Origin of the sequence: Aneurinibacillus uraniidurans, assembly GCF_028471905.1 — a bacterium.
GTDB lineage: Bacteria > Bacillota > Bacilli > Aneurinibacillales > Aneurinibacillaceae > Aneurinibacillus > Aneurinibacillus uraniidurans.
The window spans coordinates 2,777,710-2,795,646 of the sequence record NZ_CP116902.1; the positions used below are offsets into that span (position 1 = coordinate 2,777,710).

Consider the following 17,937-nt stretch of genomic DNA (forward strand, 5'->3'; position numbering starts at 1 on the left):
CCTTACTTTTTCGGATTGCTCATCGGCTGTCCGGTCTGTTTGTTGATCACGAACTCGCCGCGTTTGTACTCCTCCAGCCTTCTTTCTATTTTCCTTCGTACCTCATCTGGTACGGCCGGATTAAATGTACCTAGCTGCTGAGCTCCATCTGCAAAATCAAATTCCACGCCTCCACTTTTCAACGTTCCATCCTGGTACTGCTCAAATATTTTCACATACATCGCTGATAAATTTTGCACGATGCTTGTAATGACTGTATTTTTGGATACAAAATACTGATCTGATATGTAGCCAACCGCCAACCGGCCTTCATAGTGAGCTTGCATAATCACATCGATATTAAATCCATCTCCCATAGGAGCCAGGACATCTGCCCCTTCCCGAATCATCTTCTGAGCAATCTCCTCAGCTTTTTTTCCATCACTCCAACCTTTTACATCCTGAAGCAGCACTTCATTATTCGGATTTTGCTCTTTAACTGCTGCCATAAAAGGCTTAACCTCACGCATGGAATCATAGGCTGGAATCAAGCCTACCTTATGACTTTTCGTCATCATACCCGCAATCATACCAGAAAAGTATCCCATTGATTCTGGTGTAAAATTAATCGAGGATACATTTTCCCCCTTGGCATTTCCATTAAAAAATACAAATCGAGTCTTCGGATATGAGACAGCCAGCTTATTAAACACTGTCTCAAAGCTTCGACCATTGCCGAAAATCAAATCATACCCCGCGTCAGCTAGCCGCTTCGCTTCTCTTAACTGAACGTCTGGCTGATTGGCATCTTGCACACACTCGGTTTGCACCTGATATGTTCGTTCAATCGCTTTTAATCCGCGATAAGCCTGCCCATCCCATCCCTGATCATAAATCTTTCCATCTAGAAGTAATCCGACTTTAAGCGGGGCTGTCGGGCTGATCGGTTGCTTTGCAATCGACTGCCAGTGCGGAATACATCCTATGAGTAACAAAAATAGTCCTATAATCGCTATTTTTTTCATTATAATGCCCATCCCTTTACCTATCTCTCTGTTCATATTGTAAACATTTAGTTTGCAGGGATAGAAGTGCAAAAATTGCAGAAAAAAATCCGGGGGTACCGGATTTTTACTGACCAGTTATATCATATTGCTTAATTTTATAGTAAAGTGTCCTAAGAGAGATTCCAAGCTTTTCCGCCGCGAGTCTCCGATTTCCTTCCACTTCAAGCAGCACCTTCTCAATATGACGCCGCTCTACTTCTTCAAGTGTCTCTACCATTTCTGGCTCAGATGTAATAAAGTCAAGTGCACTCTGCACCGTTTCACGCAGATGTGGAAGCTTGAATGGCTTACATACATAGTCAAGCGCTCCTAATTTCATCGCCTGAACAGCCGTCTCGATCGTCGCATATGCTGTAACCATAATCACTTTACAGTCATCATCTATCTCTTTCATCGCCGCCAGCACATCAATGCCGCTCATCTCAGGAAGCTGAATATCGAGCAGAACAAGTTCCGGGGAATAGCTCTGATACAGAGTAAGCGCATTCTCTCCTGCATGCGCCGTTAGAACCTCGATTTGATCTGATTCCAACGCAGTAGCCATTAAAAAACAAATATCCACATCATCATCAACAATGAGAACCCTACATTTGCGCTTCATCCAATCGCTCCCCTTTTCTCGTCAGCATAACAATCAAAAGAGGAGCTGTACAGATTATGTCCGCATACATTCCTCTTTTTCTACTGTTGCAAAAATACCACGAGCGATATGAACACCGCAAGCCCCTGCTTGTGCCAGACCTCGCGTAATACCCGCTCCATCTCCTCCTGCATACAGGCCGCAAATCTCTGTTTCAAAGTGTTCATTCAAATGCGGACGTGCAGAATAAAACTTCGCTTCTATACCATAGAACAGCGTATGTTCACTCGCAATTCCTGGTGTTACATGATCAAGCGCTTCTACCATCTCAATTAGACTCTTCATCGTATTATATGGAAGCGCAAGACCGAGGTCGCCTGGTACCGCTTCCTTCAAAGTCGGCTCGATAAACCCTTCTTTCAGACGCTTTTCAGTCGTACGGCGACCACGTTTAATATCCCCATAACGCTGTACGATGACAGATCCACTAGACAAATCATTTGCTCGACGGCATATCTCTTTCGCATATTCATTCGGTTTATCGAATGGCTCTGTAAAGACATGAGAGACAAGTAACGCAAAGTTCGTATTAGGCGAACCGAGCTTCTCGTCTTTATAGGCATGTCCATTTGCCGCCATTACACCGCTATGATTCTCCACTACAACATGCCCACTTGGATTCGAGCAGAAACTGCGGATAATTTGATCGGTTGTCGACTTGTACAGGAATTTCCCTTCATATAGATGACGGTTGATTTCCTCCATCACAACGTTCGTTGTTTCCACACGCACACCAATGTCCACCTGATTATTCAGCAGGCGAAGTCCTTGTTTCTTCAGTAAATTGCCGAACCATTCCGATCCATCACGCCCTGGAACGATTACTACTTTATCAGCATAGTATATTTCTCCAGACTTGCACTCAATGCCCTTGACCACCATTCCCGTCTCGTTTTTCTCGACAACAATGTCAGCCACTTCTTTCTTAAACTGCATCGTAATCTTGGTCTCAAGCTCACGATAGATACTTTCCAAAATTTTTAAGTTTTGCTCTGTACCAAGATGGCGAACGTTCGCCCGCAGCAACTTCAACCCTACTCCGGCTGCCGTACGTTCAATTCTGCGCACGTCATCTGTAGTAGGATCCGTAATACTTTCTGTCGCACCGTGTTCAAGATTAATTTCATCTACATACCGAATTAAATCCAGAACTTCTGAAGCAGGCAAATAATCTGTCATCCAGCCGCCAAACTCTGTTGTAATATTGAACTTTCCATCTGAATATGCCCCCGCCCCACCAAATCCGTTCGTAATGGAACAGGCCGGTAGGCATCCACTGAATTCTTTGCGTCCAGTCGGGGGTGGACATTTTTTGATTTTTTTCTCAAGAATCGGACAGCGACGTTTATAAATATCATGTCCTTTATCTATCAACAAAATAGCAAACGCAGGATTTTTGCGTATTAGTTCATAAGCAGTAAAAATACCAGCCGGTCCGGCCCCTACAATAATTACGTCATATCTCATGGCTAAGGTTCCTCCTGGGTGATTCCTTTTATAAAGCCAATCTGAATTATAACGTGCCCTGTATAAGGAATCAATAAAAACCGAACATTTTTTTTGTTATATATAAATTCATTCGTATTTTATTGAACAGAAGCATATTCGCCAGATGTACTTCCCGAAACATATAGATCAATCCATCCATTTATCATTGTTTCTTCCAAAGAAGCATCTAACGCTTCTACTGCATCTCCATATAAAACCATCGAATAAATATGGACAAACAATGTACTATATAAGCTGGTAGCTACGGCCTGACAGTTTACTTCACTGCGAATCTGATTCGTTTGCTGATAATAGCGCAGGAATTGAGTCAATTGTTCAATAATGTTTTCCGTAAACATGGCTGCGTATTTTTTACACTCGCTCATTTTTTCCGCTTCTGTGATCAGGAGCCGAATCATCGGCATTTCCTTTTTAAAAATAGCCAGGAATGCTACAACAAGTGAACGAAGATCATGCTCAAAATCATCATTTACGCCTCTAATAACCAGACTACTGATCTCAGACAATAGCGTATGACGCTGGAACATCTCAGAAAACAATTTTTCTTTACTTTCAAAATGGCGGTATACAGTCAAGTCATTAACGCCAGCAAGGCGAGCAATTTCTCGAATAGTAGATGCTTGAAATCCTTTTTGCGAAAAAATTTCCACAGCGGAATTCAAAATTTTTTCTCTCGTTCTTTTGACTCTGGGCGAATACTTTTTATCCATCTCTATACCCCTCTTCTTCATCGCATCTGTAAGAGTAGGCAAAAACACCTACAATACCAGTATCCACCATTTTGAACTAAGAAACAAGTAGTAAATTTGGTTTTCACTTCCACAAACAAAAAAAGACAGAATGCAAATGCATTCTGTCCTCTGTTTAACTATGTAATTAAATAATAGCGGCGGAGGGGATCGAACCCCCGACCTTACGGGTATGAACCGTACGCTCTAGCCAGCTGAGCTACACCGCCACGATCGTATATTATATGGCGGAGAAGGAGGGATTCGAACCCTCGCACGGTTTAACCCGTCTACTCCCTTAGCAGGGGAGCCCCTTATAGCCACTTGGGTACTTCTCCATACGGAATGGCGGACAGAGTGGGATTCGAACCCACGAGACGAGTTATCCCCGCCTACACGATTTCCAATCGTGCTCCTTCGACCAGCTCGGACACCTGTCCATGATATGCCGTTTTGTTAGCGACAAGAGTTAATTTATCATATCTAAAGTAAATGTGCAACATTTTTTTATTTACCAAAAACAAAATAAAAACAGGAAAGAGGTTCACATCCCTCTCTCCTGTTATGTACGTCATACTATCCGCAGTACTGCTCGTACATGCCCATGAGATCTGCTGCAATTTCTTCAAGCGAACGGTTCTCGATCTGGTGACGCTCAACCATGCCCATGATCTGACCGTCTTTCAAAAGAGCGAACGACGGTGAAGACGGAGCATATCCTGTGAAAAATTCACGAGCTTTCGCAGTTGCTTCTTTCTCCTGTCCTGCAAATACAGTATACAGATGATCCGGCTTTTTCGGACTGTTCTTTAATGAGTACGCAACCGCTGGACGTGCAAGACCTGCTGCGCAGCCACACACAGAATTTACTACGACAAGCGCTGTACCTTTCATATTGTCAAACTTCGCTGCTACATCATCCGGCGTCAACAGCTCTTCAAATCCGATTGAAGTCAACTCTGTACGCATAGGTTGCACAACAGAGCGCATATATTCTTCATACGACATCATATGGAAAGTCCCTCCTTCAGAAAATAAAACGTCAGTTTCACACTCTTTTAATGGTAAAAAACAGACTGTTTTTATTATAGCACTTTCCAGCAAAAAAATTTGTAACTTTTTACGTCTTTTTGTCGTTGATTATAGTAGAATAGGCAATGTGTTATAACGATATGCTTTACATATATAGAAAGAAGGTAATGATTTTGGAACTCAACCCACGGAGAAACCGAAAGACTACAATTTGGCTAGCGCTTCTCGGATTAGGCTCTATTATCGGACTTAATCTTGCCATTCATGACGGCTCTCCGGCTCAATCCGCAACCGAACAACAGCCAGCAACAACAGCCAAGCCGCCTGAACAAAAGCCTGAACCCGTAAAACCAAAGCCGGTTATACCGCCTGTTGCTATGCCTGCTCTCGGAACGATGATCTCGAAAATTCCACAGAAAAAGCCAACCGTTTATTTGACATTTGATGACGGACCTAGCAAATACACAAAAGACATGGTCGCCGTCCTCGACAAATATCATGTTAAAGGAACGTTCTTCTGGATCGGTGAAAATCTTAATTCAGATGATAAGGTAGCCTTTGCACAAAAAATGGCTGCGGAAGGACACGTAATCGGCACTCATACCATGCATCATCAACAGCTGCGTAAAAATTCGAAAGAGGCACAACTTAAGCTTATTACCGATTCTACTACGTATGTATCCAATAAAGTCGGCGTGCCAATCTATTACTTCCGTCCACCATATGGAGCCATTGACCAAAACTCTCTGCTTGCATCCAAGGAAGCAGATCAACGCTTTGTCTACTGGAGCGTTGATAGTTTGGACTGGAAGCATCCCAATCAGCCGGACATTATTATGAAGAATATTACATCAGAAGTACATCCAGGTGCGATTATTTTAATGCACGAGAAACAAACAACGCTGCATATGCTTCCCGCTATTATTGATATGCTCGAAAAAAAAGGTTATCAGATCGAGCCACTGCCGCAGCCAGCACCTGCTACAAAGGCGTAATGCACATACTACACAATCCCGCCATCGACTATTTGGATAGCGGGATTTTTTTATCAATTCAGTACATCACGCTGTGTAAACGCCCAATAAGCAATTACAAGCGCAACCGCACTCCATACCCCAAGCACAGCCAGCGAAAAAGAAAGACTCATCCCCGGGATTGGTGGCAGCATTCCGGACAAATAATCCGTAATTTGCAGGTTCACCATAAAAAAGTATTTCGCTGACTCCCACGCTGACGCCATATTCGTTAAAATCGTTCCCGCAATTAACGCGGCAACCATAATGCCCATCCCTGCTGCTGTACTGCGGACAAGAACCGAAACCATAAGCGACAGGCAGGCGACCGCAAGGCAAGCATACCAGGCCAGACCATATTCCATGAGAATATACAGCCACTGGGGCAGCACATGTACATAATCTGTATTGACATTCGCCCCCCGAATCTGAAATCCCGTCAATACTGGATACGTCCAGCCGCCATAGCCAAACACAAGACCAGATATTCCATATGCTACTCCACCTGTCAGCACAACAATGGCGGAGACAAATAGCACAAGCGCAATAAGCTTACTCGTGAGAATTTTCCACCTTCGTACCGGCCTGGTCAGCAGCACTTTAATCGTGCCACTCGTATATTCCCCGGATACAATATCCGCAGCGACAATGACAATAAGCAGCGGAATAAACAGCGATACCGCATTGTTCATGAAATCCCGCGTAAACGTGACCGCATTCGGGGAGTTTGGATCAATATTGTTGTTGAGATAATATTGCTGCTGCTCCACGCGAATGCGCATCCACTGCTTCCACTCCTCTGGAATGCGCGTACTTGAAAGCCGATTAGTCGTATCGTTAATTTGCTGACGCAGTGCGACTTTCCAATCAGACGTACCCAGCTGTTTCTGGTTGTTAACCGCCACCCTCAGCTGTGCATATGTAAAAATCGGAACAAGCACAAGCAAAATCAACACGACAACCAAAAGACGCTTTTTGCGCAGCATCTTAATTACTTCATTCATGACGAGCATGTACATACTACCCATCCGTCTCCCCTCCTGCTTCTGTCATCTCCAAGAACATATCTTCCAGATTAGGCTTTCTCCACTCTAGTCCGTATACATCAATGTCACCTTCAATAAGCTTCGCGTTTAGTTGCGGAATTTGTTCCGGATCGATATCAATCGCTATTCCCTCATCTTCTGGTTGAAGCGGAGCCGCAACCACTCCTGGGAATGACAAAATCATCTCACGCGCACGGTCTGCCGGGCGTACGTACCAGATCATACGACGATACGGCTGACGCAGCAATTCATCTACTTCCCCAACTCGCACCACTTTCCCCTGGTTGATAATCGCCACCCGATCGCACATTAGCTGAATTTCGCTTAATAGATGGCTAGAGATAAAAACACTAAGCCCTTCATCGGCTAGCTGCCGGATAAACGTACGCAGCTCTTTAATCCCCTGCGGATCAAGCCCATTCGTCGGTTCGTCAAGAATAAGAAGCTTTGGATCTCCGAGCAATGCCTGCGCAATCCCAAGCCGCTGGCGCATGCCCAGCGAATAGCTTTTTACCACATCGTCAATGCGTGCAGTAAGACCAACACGCTCTACTACCTCAGCAATTTTTTGCGCCGTTACGCCTGGAATCATCCGAGCAAAATGTTCAAGATTCTCCATTCCCGTCATATACGAGTACATCTCCGGATTTTCTACAATGGACCCAACGTGTAAGAGCGCCTTGGTTGGCTCTTTCTGAATATCATATCCGCACACTTTAATCGTACCAGCGGTCGGGCGGATGAGTCCGACGAGCATGCGGATCGTCGTCGTCTTGCCCGATCCATTGGGACCAAGAAATCCAAATACTTCCCCGGACTGAACCGAAAACGAAATGCCTTTAATAATCTCCGTACCACGAATTGTTTTTTCAACCTGATCAATCACAAGCGTCGTCACTTGTTCCATGTGCGCCCCTCCTATTTCAACACCTCGGCCATCCGATCCCCAATCCGCTTGTATCCAGCTTGGTTCGGATGAAAATGATCGCTTGATATGTATTTCATTCCATCGCTGCGAAACAAGTCATCTGTCGGCACAAAAATCGCCTGTGGATGTTCATATAGCACCTGTGTGACACCATTGTTCCACTGTTGTACAACCTTTGCACTTTCTTTTGCATTCGGTAGATCTGGAAATGGGTTATACAGCCCAACATATAGCAGCTTCGCCTTTGGATTTAGCTCGTTCACAATCGAAATAATCGCCTTATAATTCGTAAGCGCGGTAGGAATACGTGTGCGGATTACGTCCGGCTTTACCTCATCGGACTGTGTGTAGAACAAATCGTTGCCGCCAATCGATAAAGTAATGATGTCTGCTTGCTGTACCTGGCGACGAATGTCTGGTTTTGTCTGTAAATCTTTCAGCAAGTTGGACGCCTTGTACCCATTTACGCCGTTGTTATATACGTATACGTCCTTTTTTGTATTTTCCGCGAGACGACTGCGTAAGTTACCCGCATAGCCAAACCCGGACTCATCCCCTGTCCCTCTTGTTAGCGAATCACCAAGCGCCGTAATTTGCAGGTTGTGAGATGTTTTTGGCGTGCCACTACTTTCTCCAGTTCGATCCGTTTTCCAGCTTACAGGGGCCGGATGTATAACATCACGTATGCCAAGCGTTAGACCCACGGCAAGCACAACAACAGAAAAAAGGGAGAAGACTCCAAACATCCGCCATGCTGTGCGTGTTTTCATGCTTTCACTCCACTCTTTTTATTTTCTGTTTCATTATATACCTAAATAAGGAAAAATTAAAAAACGTCCATGCTGATGATTGACAGCATGGACGTTTTATTCTTCTATTATTTTTCCTCTATAAATAAACGCTTATAGGCGCTTAGCACCGACATAGCGCTGACCCCAATAATATCGATCGTTTACATTGCTGACTGATACACCTTTGCTGCTAGATGCATGAACAAACCTGCCATTCCCTATGTATACCCCTGTATGCGTAACCGGTGCATAGCTCTCTGTTTTAAAGAAAACAATATCTCCCCTACGAAGCGCAGAACGAGATACAGGCGTTCCTTGTTGATACATCGCATACGCAGTCCGCGGCAGCGATACGTCTTCCTTAGCAAATACATAGCGGACAAATCCCGAGCAATCAAACCCGCTTGTCGTCGTTCCACCCCAACGATATGGTACACCAATCAAGCTTTGGGCAACGCTCACAATGTGATCGACTGATGCTGCAGATGCTTTATCTGCCGTACCGAATACCCCCGTTAGCGCCAGCATACCTGTTAATGCAGCAGCCAGAATTTTATTTCGTTTCATTACAGTCGTACTCCCTTCGTGCTTACGAGGTTAGTTGACGGGTTGAGAGGATAAGGTCTCCCTCCGCAAGCGCGGATACACCCCATATGAAGCATGCATGTCCCCCGCTCTGTGCCTGAAAAAAAACACAGATTCAGCAAGTAACTATTTTTTTATTTTTACACTCCTTAGACAATAACCGACTCTGTTTCCTTGATTTACTTAACGTAACAACAACGTTTTTCATTTTAGCGAAACATGTCGATAATAGATAGGGAATTCATGAAAATTTTACATTTTAGACACATTTGCGATTTGATTCACGAAAAAAGGAGCCGCAACTGCGACTCCCTTTTCCTATTATACCTGAAGCAGGCTTTCTACCTTTTGCAGCATGTCGGATTTAAGTGAGGCGAGTAAGGCTCGACTTTCCTCCATGCTTTTCCCCTGAACACCAAAATAGAATTTCACTTTTGGTTCTGTGCCAGATGGGCGAACGCAGCACCAGGAACCATCTGCAAGAATGTATTTTAGTACATTCGAAACAGGAAGCGAAATAGCTTCGGTACGTGCTTCCCTACTATAAGAACGGATTCCTGCTTTATAGTCTTCACATATGACCACACTTCGTCCACCAATCGCTTCAGGCGGCGCTTCACGAAACGCAGACAGAAGTCCGCTAATTTTTTCTGCCCCCTCTTTGCCTTTAAGCGTAAGAGAAGCTAGATCTTCAAGATAGTATCCGTATTTCTGGAATATTTCTTGCAATCCTTCATATATCGTCATACCGCGTGACTTGTAATGTGCAGCGACCTCAGCTACCAATAGGCATGCCTGCACCGCATCTTTGTCCCGCACAAAATCACCGATCAAGTAACCATAACTTTCTTCGTATCCGAACACAAATGTGAACGCGCCGCTTTCTTCATACTCGCGAATTTTCTCTCCGATAAACTTAAAGCCCGTCAACGTGTCCATCGTTGTCAGCCCATATCGCGCAGCAATCGCACGGCCAATCTCTGACGTAACAATCGTCTTAAACACCGCTCCATTCACAGGAAGCGTACCTGCTTTCTGCTTTTGGGAAACAATATAATCGAGAAGCAGTGCTCCAGTCTGATTGCCAGTCAGCACCACATATTCACCAGATTCGCCCTTTACTGCTACACCGACTCGATCTGCATCCGGGTCAGTACCAAGCAGCAAATCTGCATCGAACTTCTCGCCATCACGCATCGCCAGCTTAAACGCCGCATGCTCTTCTGGATTCGGCGACTGTACAGTCGAAAATTCAGAATCAGGATTCTCCTGCTCAGCCACAACTGCAACCTGCGAGAATCCAAGCTCAGCAAGCCCACGCCGCACCAGCTTATTGGCTGTACCATGAAGCGGAGTAAAGACAATGCGCACTTGATCGCCCATTTGACGTACCAACTCCGGATTCAGACACAGCGTACGAAGCTCGTCGATATAAGCTTCATCCACTTCTTTTCCAATCATCGTCAGAAGCCCTGTCCGCTTTAATTCATCCTCGTCAGCTACTTCAATGAGCAGTTCGTTTTCGATTTGCCCTACGTATCCAATTACTTCGTCTGCCAGAGCAGGCGGAAGCTGACCGCCATCCGGTCCATACACTTTATATCCATTGTATTCCGGTGGATTGTGGCTTGCTGTAATCACAATCCCGGCATACGCTCCCAGATGACGCACAGCAAAAGAAAGCACCGGTGTCGGGCGCAGCTCATCAAATAAATACACGCGAATGCCATGTCGACCAAGCGTACGTGCAGCTTCACGAGCAAATTCGTTTGATTTACGCCGCACGTCATACGCAATGGCGACACCACGCTTTTTTGCTTCTTCCCCCTGAGCTTCAATCCAACGAGCCAGTCCTGCTGTTGCCTTGCGGATCGTATAGATGTTCATCCGATTCGTTCCTGGCCCGATCTCTCCGCGCAGCCCCCCTGTGCCGAATTCCAAATCGCGATAAAACCATTCTTCTAGCTTGTGCTCATCCTGCCTTGCTTCCTGGAGTTCATGCTTAATTTCTTCATCCAGTTGTATGTAATCCGCCCAGCGTGTATACGCTTGTTTCCACGTCATCTCTGTCTCCCCTTATTTCATCTTATACTCTAAAGTTAGATCGACAAGCTCTTGCTCAATTCGTACATCGCGTTATCCGTTTTAAGCACACCATTAAATACATCATCGAATGTAGCCGCAACAATACGATTCTGCCAAATCCCAACCATTTTACCCGCTTCGCCTGCTTGCAGTAAATCGACAGCTTTTGCTCCCAAACGACTGCCAAGCATACGATCATACGCACTTGGTGAACCTCCACGCTGTACGTGTCCAAGTACCGTAACTCGTGTATCGAACCCGGTCGCCTCTTTAATCTGTTCTCCAATCACAGAAGCCGGACAAACGCCTTCTGATACGATAATAATACTATGCCTCTTGCCGTGTTTGTGTCCCTCCATGAGGCGCTGAATCACTTCGTTCATATCATGCTCAATCTCTGGAATCAGAATCGATTCAGCCCCACCACTGAGTCCAGCCCACAGTGCAATATCACCACGATGACGTCCCATCACTTCTACTACATATGTACGTTCGTGCGATGTAGCGGTATCACGAATTTTATCAATCGCTTCAATAACTGTATTGACCGCCGTATCAAATCCTAGCGTCATTTCAGTACCCGGTATGTCATTGTCAATCGTACCCGGTATCCCAATTGTCGGAAATCCTTTCTTGGTTAGCGCCTGTGCACCGCGAAATGAACCATCTCCTCCGATAACAACTAGCCCCTCGATTTCGTTTGCTCGCAGTTGTTCAATCGCTTTCTGCTGACCAGCATCTGTTCTGAATTCGTCACAACGACTTGTGTACAGCATCGTACCGCCACGCTGAATAATATCACCGACACTTCTCGCATTCATCAATTCCAGCTGACCAGCCAGCAGGCCTGCATATCCGTGATACACCCCATATACTTCCATATCGCAGGCAAGACCGTGCCGTACAACCGCCCGCACCGCCGCATTCATGCCTGGTGCGTCTCCCCCGCTTGTTAACACTGCAATTCGCTTCATAACTATGTCATCCTCTCCTACTTTGATGATTCACTCGTCTGTATCCATCGGGCCAGTCCAACGATTCCGGCGTCATTCCCAAGAAGCGCGGGCACAATTACTTCCCGTCCGCGCACTTCCTTTGAAAAAATAAACCGGTCAAAAAAATGGAACAGCGGATCAAACAACACACGACCGGCAGCTGCAACCCCACCACCGATGATGATACGACCGGGAGCTGTTACCGTATAAGCGTTGGCCAATCCGTACCCAAGATAATACGCCATTTTTTCTATAATAGCCTTCGCTTGCACATCTCCTTTTTTTGCTGCCTGTACCACATCATAAGCGGTGATACGGCCGACCGCTTCCTTTATGTGCGCTAGTACCTGGGAAGCACCGGAGCAAGCTGCTTCCATCCCGTATACGCCAAGTGCTGTTGCAGACGCTTCTGTTTCCAGACACCCCACAGCCCCACAGCCGCATACACGCCCGCCTTCAGGGCGCACGCACATGTGCCCAATCTCGCCAGCGAGATTAAGATGGCCGCTTACAATCTTCCCATTTGCAATCGTACCGCCACCTACCCCTGTTCCAAGTGTTACACAAAGCAAATCGAGAATATTTTGTCCAGCTCCGCACCACGCTTCACCAAGTGCCGCTGCATTCGCATCATTTAAAACATATACAGGAGCATCCAGCTTCTGTCTTGCAAGCTCAGCAATCGGCTCATCCCGCCAACCAAGGTTCACGGCCTGCCTCACTCTACCAGATTCCACATCCAGGAATCCGGGAATACCAAGTCCTGCTGCTGTAACAGAGGAAATCGCAACATTGCCAGTTACGCACAACCGAGTACGTATATCCGCCAGCACCTGTAAAAACTCATCCAGCCCGCTTGTTGCTGGAGTCGGGATGCTCGCACGAACCCGAATCGCTCCATTCGGCTCTACAAGCCCCGCTTTTATGTTTGTGCCACCTATATCATAACAGACAAACACCCACATTCCTCCTGTCCCTGCTTCTCTCCTTATTATAATAGCCTGTCACAACCTTTTCACTTTCCCCCTTGACTTTTTCTTTCTACGCATGAGTATAATATAAAAGTTTGTACCAAACGAATTCGGCAGCCATATGATCCAGGAGGATGAGTATATATGCAGTTTACAAGTTATGAACAGGTTGAACAAAAAATCTGGGAGATCGTAGAAGAAGAAATTATTCAGGGAGATTTCATGCAGTCCCTGCTTGCAGGCGAATGGACACCTCTTCAGGTGCGCGAGTTCGCTCTGCAATATAGCTACTACAGCCGCAATTTCCCTCGCGTACTTGGTGCAGCTGTAGCAGCGGTGGAACCCGAAGACGACTGGTGGGTTCCACTTGTTGATAATTTATGGGACGAGGGTGGACGCGGCAATCCCGCTCATTATCACTCTCTCCTCTACCATACTTTTCTTACAACCGCTGCTCCAGATGTTCCGACGAACGAAAAATACGTTCCTGATTATCCAGTAGCGCAAGCCGCAAAAGAAGCGGTAACGTCCTTCCTGCTCTTTTTGCGTCATGCCACATCACTCGAAGCAATGGCGTCGATCGGATTTGGCTCCGAGCTGTTTGCAGGTAAAGTAATGGGCTTGATTGGAGAAGGCCTGCAGCATCCAAATTACAATAAAGATCGCAAACTTGATGTAACATTCTGGACGGTTCATGCTGATGAACATGAACCACGTCACTATCAGCTGTGCAAAAATATCTTAACACGCTTCACATCGCCACAGGAACTTGAACATATGTACCGGGCTGGCGCGTACATTACGCGTTCGGAAGCACGCTTCTATCAGGGATTGTACGAACGTATGAAAAGTCTCCTCTAATATATGCCAAAGGATACGCCAAAACGCGTATCCTTTCTTTATGCATATTTAAGCGTTTACTTTCTCTCCTAGTACCGCTATTATACCGAATAGAGAGAATATTTTTGCTAATGAAAAGAGGGGACATCGTGGAAATTTCAACTGTTGTGTCATCCATCGCTGTTATGGCCGCCATGATTGTGATCGGTGCGCTGCTTACCCGAACCGTTCCATTTACGGTTGAGCGAAGACAGCTACTTATGGCTATTATTATTAATGTTGCCATGCCATGTATTATTTTTCATGGCATTTTTCAAACAAAAGTCGATCAAGATTTTTTGGCTCTTGTTCTACTTACATTTGTCTGTTCGGTTATTCTAAATAGTCTTGGAGTGGGACTTGGCTTTCTGTCTGCTCGTGCTGCTCGCATGACACCGGATAAGGCACGCGAAATTGCACTCCTATCTGGTCTTGGCAATACTGGATTTATTGGTATCCCACTTTGCTCTGCTATTTTCGGACCTAAAGGCGCGTTACTAGCTGCAATTTTTGATGCAGGACTTGATTTTACGATCTGGACGCTTGGCGTTATGATCCTTCAGCCTCATGTACGCATTAGCCTACGATCCTTGCGTGAACTCGTGAATATTCCTATGATCGCCATTTTTGTAGGGATGATCATTGCCATTTTAAATCTTTCACCACCGCCCGTTGTGGCTCATCTAACAGAATCACTGGCGAATCTCGCTTCCCCGCTTGCAATGATGTATATCGGGATGCTTATTCCAACACTTATTAAGAAGAAAACACCTGCGATCGGACATATCAGCATGCCACTTGCTCTCAAACTGTTTATTTTCCCGGTATGCTGTGCACTACTACTTAAAATTATCCCGCTTCCGGTCGAAGTTGTTCATACTATTATTGTACAGACCGCTATGCCTTCCCTTACGCTCGCTTCCATTTTATTTGCCCGTTATTCGGCAGATGAAGAATACGGAGCAACGATGACAGTATTTTCTACATTATTATCCATTCCAACGATTCCACTTATGACTGCATTTGGATTTTATTTACTTCAATAACTATAACCGCATACTACAACAGCCTCCTGTGATTCAGGAGGCTGTTGTAACTTATTTTAGTATAAAAGTATGACTTTTTATATGCAGGTCATGATATAATCATCAAAGATTCAATTATTTTTTATAGTAAAGGGGATAGCAAGTATGATGGGTTGTCCGTTTAAGGGGTTATTTGGAGATGAAAAAGGAGCCATCAGTTTTTTTAAAGGTGGTAACAAAGTAGAAGCCGGACAGACGCAGGCAGCGCATACATCTGGTACCTCCCTTTCTATTACCCCAGATGTATCCCGTTCTATTAGAGAACTCAAAGAAAGCTCTGAAAGTTCCAAAGCTCAATTTGTAGGTTTAAGCGAATCGGATCTGCAGCGTCTCGTTTCTCTGCGCCCCATTTTCGAGAAAAACGTCGCAGGCATTGTAAATACATTTTATGAGAAACTTTCACAAGTTCCAGCTCTGATGACAATCATCAGCAACCATAGTTCTGTCGAGAAACTTCGCCAAACACTAGAGCGCTATCTGCTTGATATGACATCAGGAGATATCGGTAAAGACTATATCGTTCGCCGGAAAATTATCGGCAGTGTACATAACCGTATTAACCTGTTCCCCGAATGGTATATCGGAGCGTATACGCTCATTCAAAATGAGGTATTGACCATGTTACTCCGTGAGCTTCCACTTGACGAAGCCCATCAGTCGTTTCTTTCATTCCAGAAACTTTGTTCTTTTGATATGCAGATTGCAATTGCTACATATATCGATTCGTACACTTCATCCATGATGCGCCTCAATGAAATCGAACGCATTCAGCATCGCCTCAACGAATCATCCGAGATGCTTGTGGCAACCGCTGAAGAAACAAGTGCATCCATCGGCGAAAAAGAAGAGCATGTCTCCCAAATGCTTGAAGGAACACGCGATATTCAAAGCAGCTCACTTCAAATGGTAGACGATGTTGAAGGTGGAAAAGTCGAGATTTCAAATGCCTTGAAAGAAATTGATCTTATCGTTGAAATTATGGACGAAACGCGTGTCCGCTCTAAAGAACTCATCGAAAGCTCAAATAAAATCGGCGAAATCGTTCAGGTTATCCATGCGATCTCTAATAAAACAAACGTTCTATCCTTGAATGCAAGCATCGAGGCGGCACGCGCAGGGGAACATGGACGCGGATTTACCGTTGTAGCAAAAGAAGTTCGTAATCTTGCCATGCAAACCCAGGCAGCACTTGACCATATTCACGAACAAATCTCTATGGTACAAAATAACGTCACATCATTTGAGAACTCATTTGAACAAATCGCTCGCCAAACAAGCCGCTTCCGTGAGATTAACACCGCAATTATGAGCATTATGGACAATTCATCTATCCAGGTTCGTTCCAATAGTGAGAAAATCCAACGGGTGGGTAGCTATATTCTTGATTTCCAGCAGACATTCGATGAAATCTCGACTGCTTCGGAACAAGTAGCCAAAATGGCGGAAGAACTAAGCATGCTCAGCAATCAGCTTAATGATAAATTCAACATCAATAAATAAGCTCGTCCATAGCAACGAAATACAGGGCATAGGTGGGAGCATTCGATGAATACAAAAAAATTCTCATATGAAGGCCGTCACTTCGCTTCCTTACAAGAAATGACCGAAGTGCTGCTGCATGAAGTAAATGAGCAAATCATCCGCATGGATATGGGGGTCATCAAAAACATTCCAGAAAATCGGAATTATAGTAAATGGCGCCTGCTTCAACTTCAGTTTTACTTTGCTGATACAGTTCCAGAAGAATACCGCTCCACATACAATTCACTCTGGAGCCAACTGTATCGCTTAGAGCACCAGGATACGTTCCGTCATCCGTATCTAAAACTTCTTCTGGAACAGTTGCATGCGTAACTATGAATTTTCCTGTCTGAATGAACAAAATCTGAAGAGTTATGTGGATCAGATTTTGTTCGATCTACATACTGATCTGGACATCACAGAAGAAAGTTTGATTCACTACTCACTCTATCTTGCCATCTGGGAGATTCTTTTGAATATCATCAGCCATAATCACTCCCAGATCGATCACTACGTATTCGTCCGCATTAACTGGACAGAGAGCGAGATTATGATTCAAATCGAAGATCCAGACGGGGGCTTTGATTGGAAGACATGCCTTTTGGCTGATCTTCCTACTCCAGATCAGTCAAGAGGCAGGGGATTATTCATTGTAAAAACAATTAGCAAGGAATTTTCGTTTGAAGACAACGGCAAAATCGCTCATGTTCTCTTTGATCGTCCGTAAGAAGTTTCTATACGTAATTTAATAAAAGGAGCCTACCTTATGATTAATTACTCAATTCAAGCGCATGAAGCAACATTTGAGTTCAAAGAAGATATCAACTTTGAAACTGTGCGCCAGCTTGAAACAAAAATTCGGGAAATTCCTCTTCCCAAAACAGTATCTCATCTGATTATTAATCTTCAGCGCGTTAAATTTATTGATAGCACCGGTGTGGGATTTTTAATTAGTTGGATTCATCCCCTTACCTCCCACCATCGCGTTACGGTTATTAATACAAGCGTCCCTGTTAAAAACATTTTACAAATCTGCAAGCTTGATAGCCTTGTAGAAATCGTATAAAGAAAAGGCATGCACCG

At 44.9% G+C, this 17,937-nt stretch carries 19 protein-coding genes, 3 tRNA genes and 1 riboswitch; of the genes, 7 read left to right on the forward strand and 15 right to left on the reverse strand.

From position 1 onward, the window contains the following. Positions 1-2: 2 nt before the first annotated feature. From PO771_RS13855 to PO771_RS13890, 8 genes are all read right to left on the reverse strand, one after another. Entirely contained in the window at positions 3-1,004 is a 1,002-nt protein-coding gene (locus PO771_RS13855; RefSeq protein WP_272560284.1) for a BMP family ABC transporter substrate-binding protein, read from the reverse strand. 106 nt (positions 1,005-1,110) lie between these two features. Further along, a complete protein-coding gene (locus PO771_RS13860; RefSeq protein WP_272560285.1) occupies positions 1,111-1,647 on the reverse strand; it encodes a response regulator transcription factor in 537 nt (178 codons plus the stop codon). Between the two features lie 54 nt (positions 1,648-1,701). Further along, on the reverse strand, positions 1,702-3,153 hold the full coding sequence (locus PO771_RS13865) for an NAD(P)/FAD-dependent oxidoreductase (protein WP_272560286.1): 1,452 nt from the start codon (positions 3,151-3,153) through the stop codon (positions 1,702-1,704). Between the two features lie 119 nt (positions 3,154-3,272). Further along, complete coding sequence (locus tag PO771_RS13870) at positions 3,273-3,905, reverse strand: TetR/AcrR family transcriptional regulator (RefSeq protein WP_272560287.1); 633 nt, start codon at positions 3,903-3,905, stop codon at positions 3,273-3,275. 174 nt (positions 3,906-4,079) lie between these two features. After that, positions 4,080-4,153: transfer RNA gene (locus PO771_RS13875), tRNA-Met, on the reverse strand. A 16-nt stretch (positions 4,154-4,169) separates the two neighbouring features. Next, a tRNA-Ser gene (locus tag PO771_RS13880) sits at positions 4,170-4,261 on the reverse strand. Positions 4,262-4,269: 8 nt separating this feature from the next. Then, positions 4,270-4,363 (reverse strand) — tRNA-Ser (locus PO771_RS13885). Positions 4,364-4,499: 136 nt separating this feature from the next. After that, a complete protein-coding gene (locus PO771_RS13890; protein ID WP_272560288.1) occupies positions 4,500-4,934 on the reverse strand; it encodes a BrxA/BrxB family bacilliredoxin in 435 nt (144 codons plus the stop codon). Positions 4,935-5,128: 194 nt separating this feature from the next. On the opposite strand from PO771_RS13890, the gene PO771_RS13895 reads away from it, so the two are divergent. Then, positions 5,129-5,950 carry a polysaccharide deacetylase family protein gene (locus tag PO771_RS13895; RefSeq protein ID WP_272560289.1) on the forward strand — a complete coding sequence of 274 codons (822 nt, stop codon included), beginning with the start codon at positions 5,129-5,131 and terminating at the stop codon, positions 5,948-5,950. A 53-nt stretch (positions 5,951-6,003) separates the two neighbouring features. Here PO771_RS13895 and PO771_RS13900 read toward each other — a convergent pair whose 3' ends face one another. From PO771_RS13900 to PO771_RS13930, 7 genes are all read right to left on the reverse strand, one after another. After that, positions 6,004-6,996, reverse strand: coding sequence for an ABC transporter permease (locus PO771_RS13900; RefSeq protein ID WP_272560290.1), 993 nt, complete (start codon positions 6,994-6,996; stop codon positions 6,004-6,006). Beyond that, entirely contained in the window at positions 6,989-7,921 is a 933-nt protein-coding gene (locus PO771_RS13905; RefSeq protein ID WP_272560291.1) for an ABC transporter ATP-binding protein, read from the reverse strand. Before PO771_RS13905 ends, PO771_RS13900 begins: the two co-directional genes overlap by 8 nt. Before the next feature lie 11 nt (positions 7,922-7,932). Continuing rightward, a complete protein-coding gene (locus PO771_RS13910) occupies positions 7,933-8,712 on the reverse strand; it encodes a GDSL-type esterase/lipase family protein (protein ID WP_272560292.1) in 780 nt (259 codons plus the stop codon). Between the two features lie 132 nt (positions 8,713-8,844). Next, positions 8,845-9,300 carry a C40 family peptidase gene (locus PO771_RS13915; RefSeq protein WP_272560293.1) on the reverse strand — a complete coding sequence of 152 codons (456 nt, stop codon included), beginning with the start codon at positions 9,298-9,300 and terminating at the stop codon, positions 8,845-8,847. A 5-nt stretch (positions 9,301-9,305) separates the two neighbouring features. Continuing rightward, a riboswitch (cyclic di-AMP (ydaO/yuaA leader) is annotated at positions 9,306-9,449 on the reverse strand. 190 nt (positions 9,450-9,639) lie between these two features. Further along, a complete protein-coding gene (locus PO771_RS13920; protein ID WP_272560294.1) occupies positions 9,640-11,382 on the reverse strand; it encodes a phospho-sugar mutase in 1,743 nt (580 codons plus the stop codon). Positions 11,383-11,417: 35 nt separating this feature from the next. Next, complete coding sequence (gene pfkA, locus PO771_RS13925) at positions 11,418-12,377, reverse strand: 6-phosphofructokinase (protein WP_272560295.1); 960 nt, start codon at positions 12,375-12,377, stop codon at positions 11,418-11,420. Positions 12,378-12,394: 17 nt separating this feature from the next. After that, positions 12,395-13,357: an ROK family glucokinase gene (locus PO771_RS13930; protein ID WP_272560296.1), complete on the reverse strand. Its 963-nt coding sequence runs from the start codon at positions 13,355-13,357 to the stop codon at positions 12,395-12,397. A gap of 156 nt (positions 13,358-13,513) precedes the next feature. Between PO771_RS13930 and PO771_RS13935 the strand changes: the two genes are divergently transcribed. The 6 genes from PO771_RS13935 to PO771_RS13960 all read left to right on the forward strand — a co-directional run bounded on the left by PO771_RS13935 (position 13,514) and on the right by PO771_RS13960 (position 17,920). Beyond that, positions 13,514-14,230 carry an iron-containing redox enzyme family protein gene (locus tag PO771_RS13935; RefSeq protein ID WP_272560297.1) on the forward strand — a complete coding sequence of 239 codons (717 nt, stop codon included), beginning with the start codon at positions 13,514-13,516 and terminating at the stop codon, positions 14,228-14,230. 128 nt (positions 14,231-14,358) lie between these two features. Next, the gene (locus tag PO771_RS13940) at positions 14,359-15,294 is read left to right on the forward strand and encodes an AEC family transporter (RefSeq protein ID WP_272560298.1); all 936 of its coding nucleotides are present in this window, start codon (positions 14,359-14,361) and stop codon (positions 15,292-15,294) included. A gap of 144 nt (positions 15,295-15,438) precedes the next feature. Beyond that, positions 15,439-16,833: a globin-coupled sensor protein gene (locus PO771_RS13945; RefSeq protein ID WP_272560299.1), complete on the forward strand. Its 1,395-nt coding sequence runs from the start codon at positions 15,439-15,441 to the stop codon at positions 16,831-16,833. A 45-nt stretch (positions 16,834-16,878) separates the two neighbouring features. Continuing rightward, positions 16,879-17,187 carry a hypothetical protein gene (locus PO771_RS13950; protein WP_272560300.1) on the forward strand — a complete coding sequence of 103 codons (309 nt, stop codon included), beginning with the start codon at positions 16,879-16,881 and terminating at the stop codon, positions 17,185-17,187. Then, entirely contained in the window at positions 17,180-17,581 is a 402-nt protein-coding gene (locus PO771_RS13955; protein WP_272560301.1) for an ATP-binding protein, read from the forward strand. Before PO771_RS13950 ends, PO771_RS13955 begins: the two co-directional genes overlap by 8 nt. A gap of 39 nt (positions 17,582-17,620) precedes the next feature. Beyond that, complete coding sequence (locus tag PO771_RS13960) at positions 17,621-17,920, forward strand: STAS domain-containing protein (protein ID WP_272560302.1); 300 nt, start codon at positions 17,621-17,623, stop codon at positions 17,918-17,920. Positions 17,921-17,937 lie beyond the last annotated feature (17 nt).

Bases quoted from the DNA above. Each gene is read 5' to 3' on its own strand.
- PO771_RS13855 (WP_272560284.1), bottom strand. From the start codon at position 1,004: ATGAAAAAAATAGCGATTATAGGACTATTTTTGTTACTCATAGGATGT.
- PO771_RS13860 (WP_272560285.1), bottom strand. From the start codon at position 1,647: ATGAAGCGCAAATGTAGGGTTCTCATTGTTGATGATGATGTGGATATT.
- PO771_RS13865 (WP_272560286.1), bottom strand. From the start codon at position 3,153: ATGAGATATGACGTAATTATTGTAGGGGCCGGACCGGCTGGTATTTTT.
- PO771_RS13870 (WP_272560287.1), bottom strand. From the start codon at position 3,905: ATGGATAAAAAGTATTCGCCCAGAGTCAAAAGAACGAGAGAAAAAATT.
- PO771_RS13890 (WP_272560288.1), bottom strand. From the start codon at position 4,934: ATGATGTCGTATGAAGAATATATGCGCTCTGTTGTGCAACCTATGCGT.
- PO771_RS13900 (WP_272560290.1), bottom strand. From the start codon at position 6,996: ATGGGTAGTATGTACATGCTCGTCATGAATGAAGTAATTAAGATGCTG.
- PO771_RS13905 (WP_272560291.1), bottom strand. From the start codon at position 7,921: ATGGAACAAGTGACGACGCTTGTGATTGATCAGGTTGAAAAAACAATT.
- PO771_RS13910 (WP_272560292.1), bottom strand. From the start codon at position 8,712: ATGAAAACACGCACAGCATGGCGGATGTTTGGAGTCTTCTCCCTTTTT.
- PO771_RS13915 (WP_272560293.1), bottom strand. From the start codon at position 9,300: ATGAAACGAAATAAAATTCTGGCTGCTGCATTAACAGGTATGCTGGCG.
- PO771_RS13920 (WP_272560294.1), bottom strand. From the start codon at position 11,382: ATGACGTGGAAACAAGCGTATACACGCTGGGCGGATTACATACAACTG.
- pfkA (WP_272560295.1), bottom strand. From the start codon at position 12,377: ATGAAGCGAATTGCAGTGTTAACAAGCGGGGGAGACGCACCAGGCATG.
- PO771_RS13935 (WP_272560297.1), top strand. From the start codon at position 13,514: ATGCAGTTTACAAGTTATGAACAGGTTGAACAAAAAATCTGGGAGATC.
- PO771_RS13945 (WP_272560299.1), top strand. From the start codon at position 15,439: ATGATGGGTTGTCCGTTTAAGGGGTTATTTGGAGATGAAAAAGGAGCC.
- PO771_RS13950 (WP_272560300.1), top strand. From the start codon at position 16,879: ATGAATACAAAAAAATTCTCATATGAAGGCCGTCACTTCGCTTCCTTA.
- PO771_RS13955 (WP_272560301.1), top strand. From the start codon at position 17,180: ATGCGTAACTATGAATTTTCCTGTCTGAATGAACAAAATCTGAAGAGT.
- PO771_RS13960 (WP_272560302.1), top strand. From the start codon at position 17,621: ATGATTAATTACTCAATTCAAGCGCATGAAGCAACATTTGAGTTCAAA.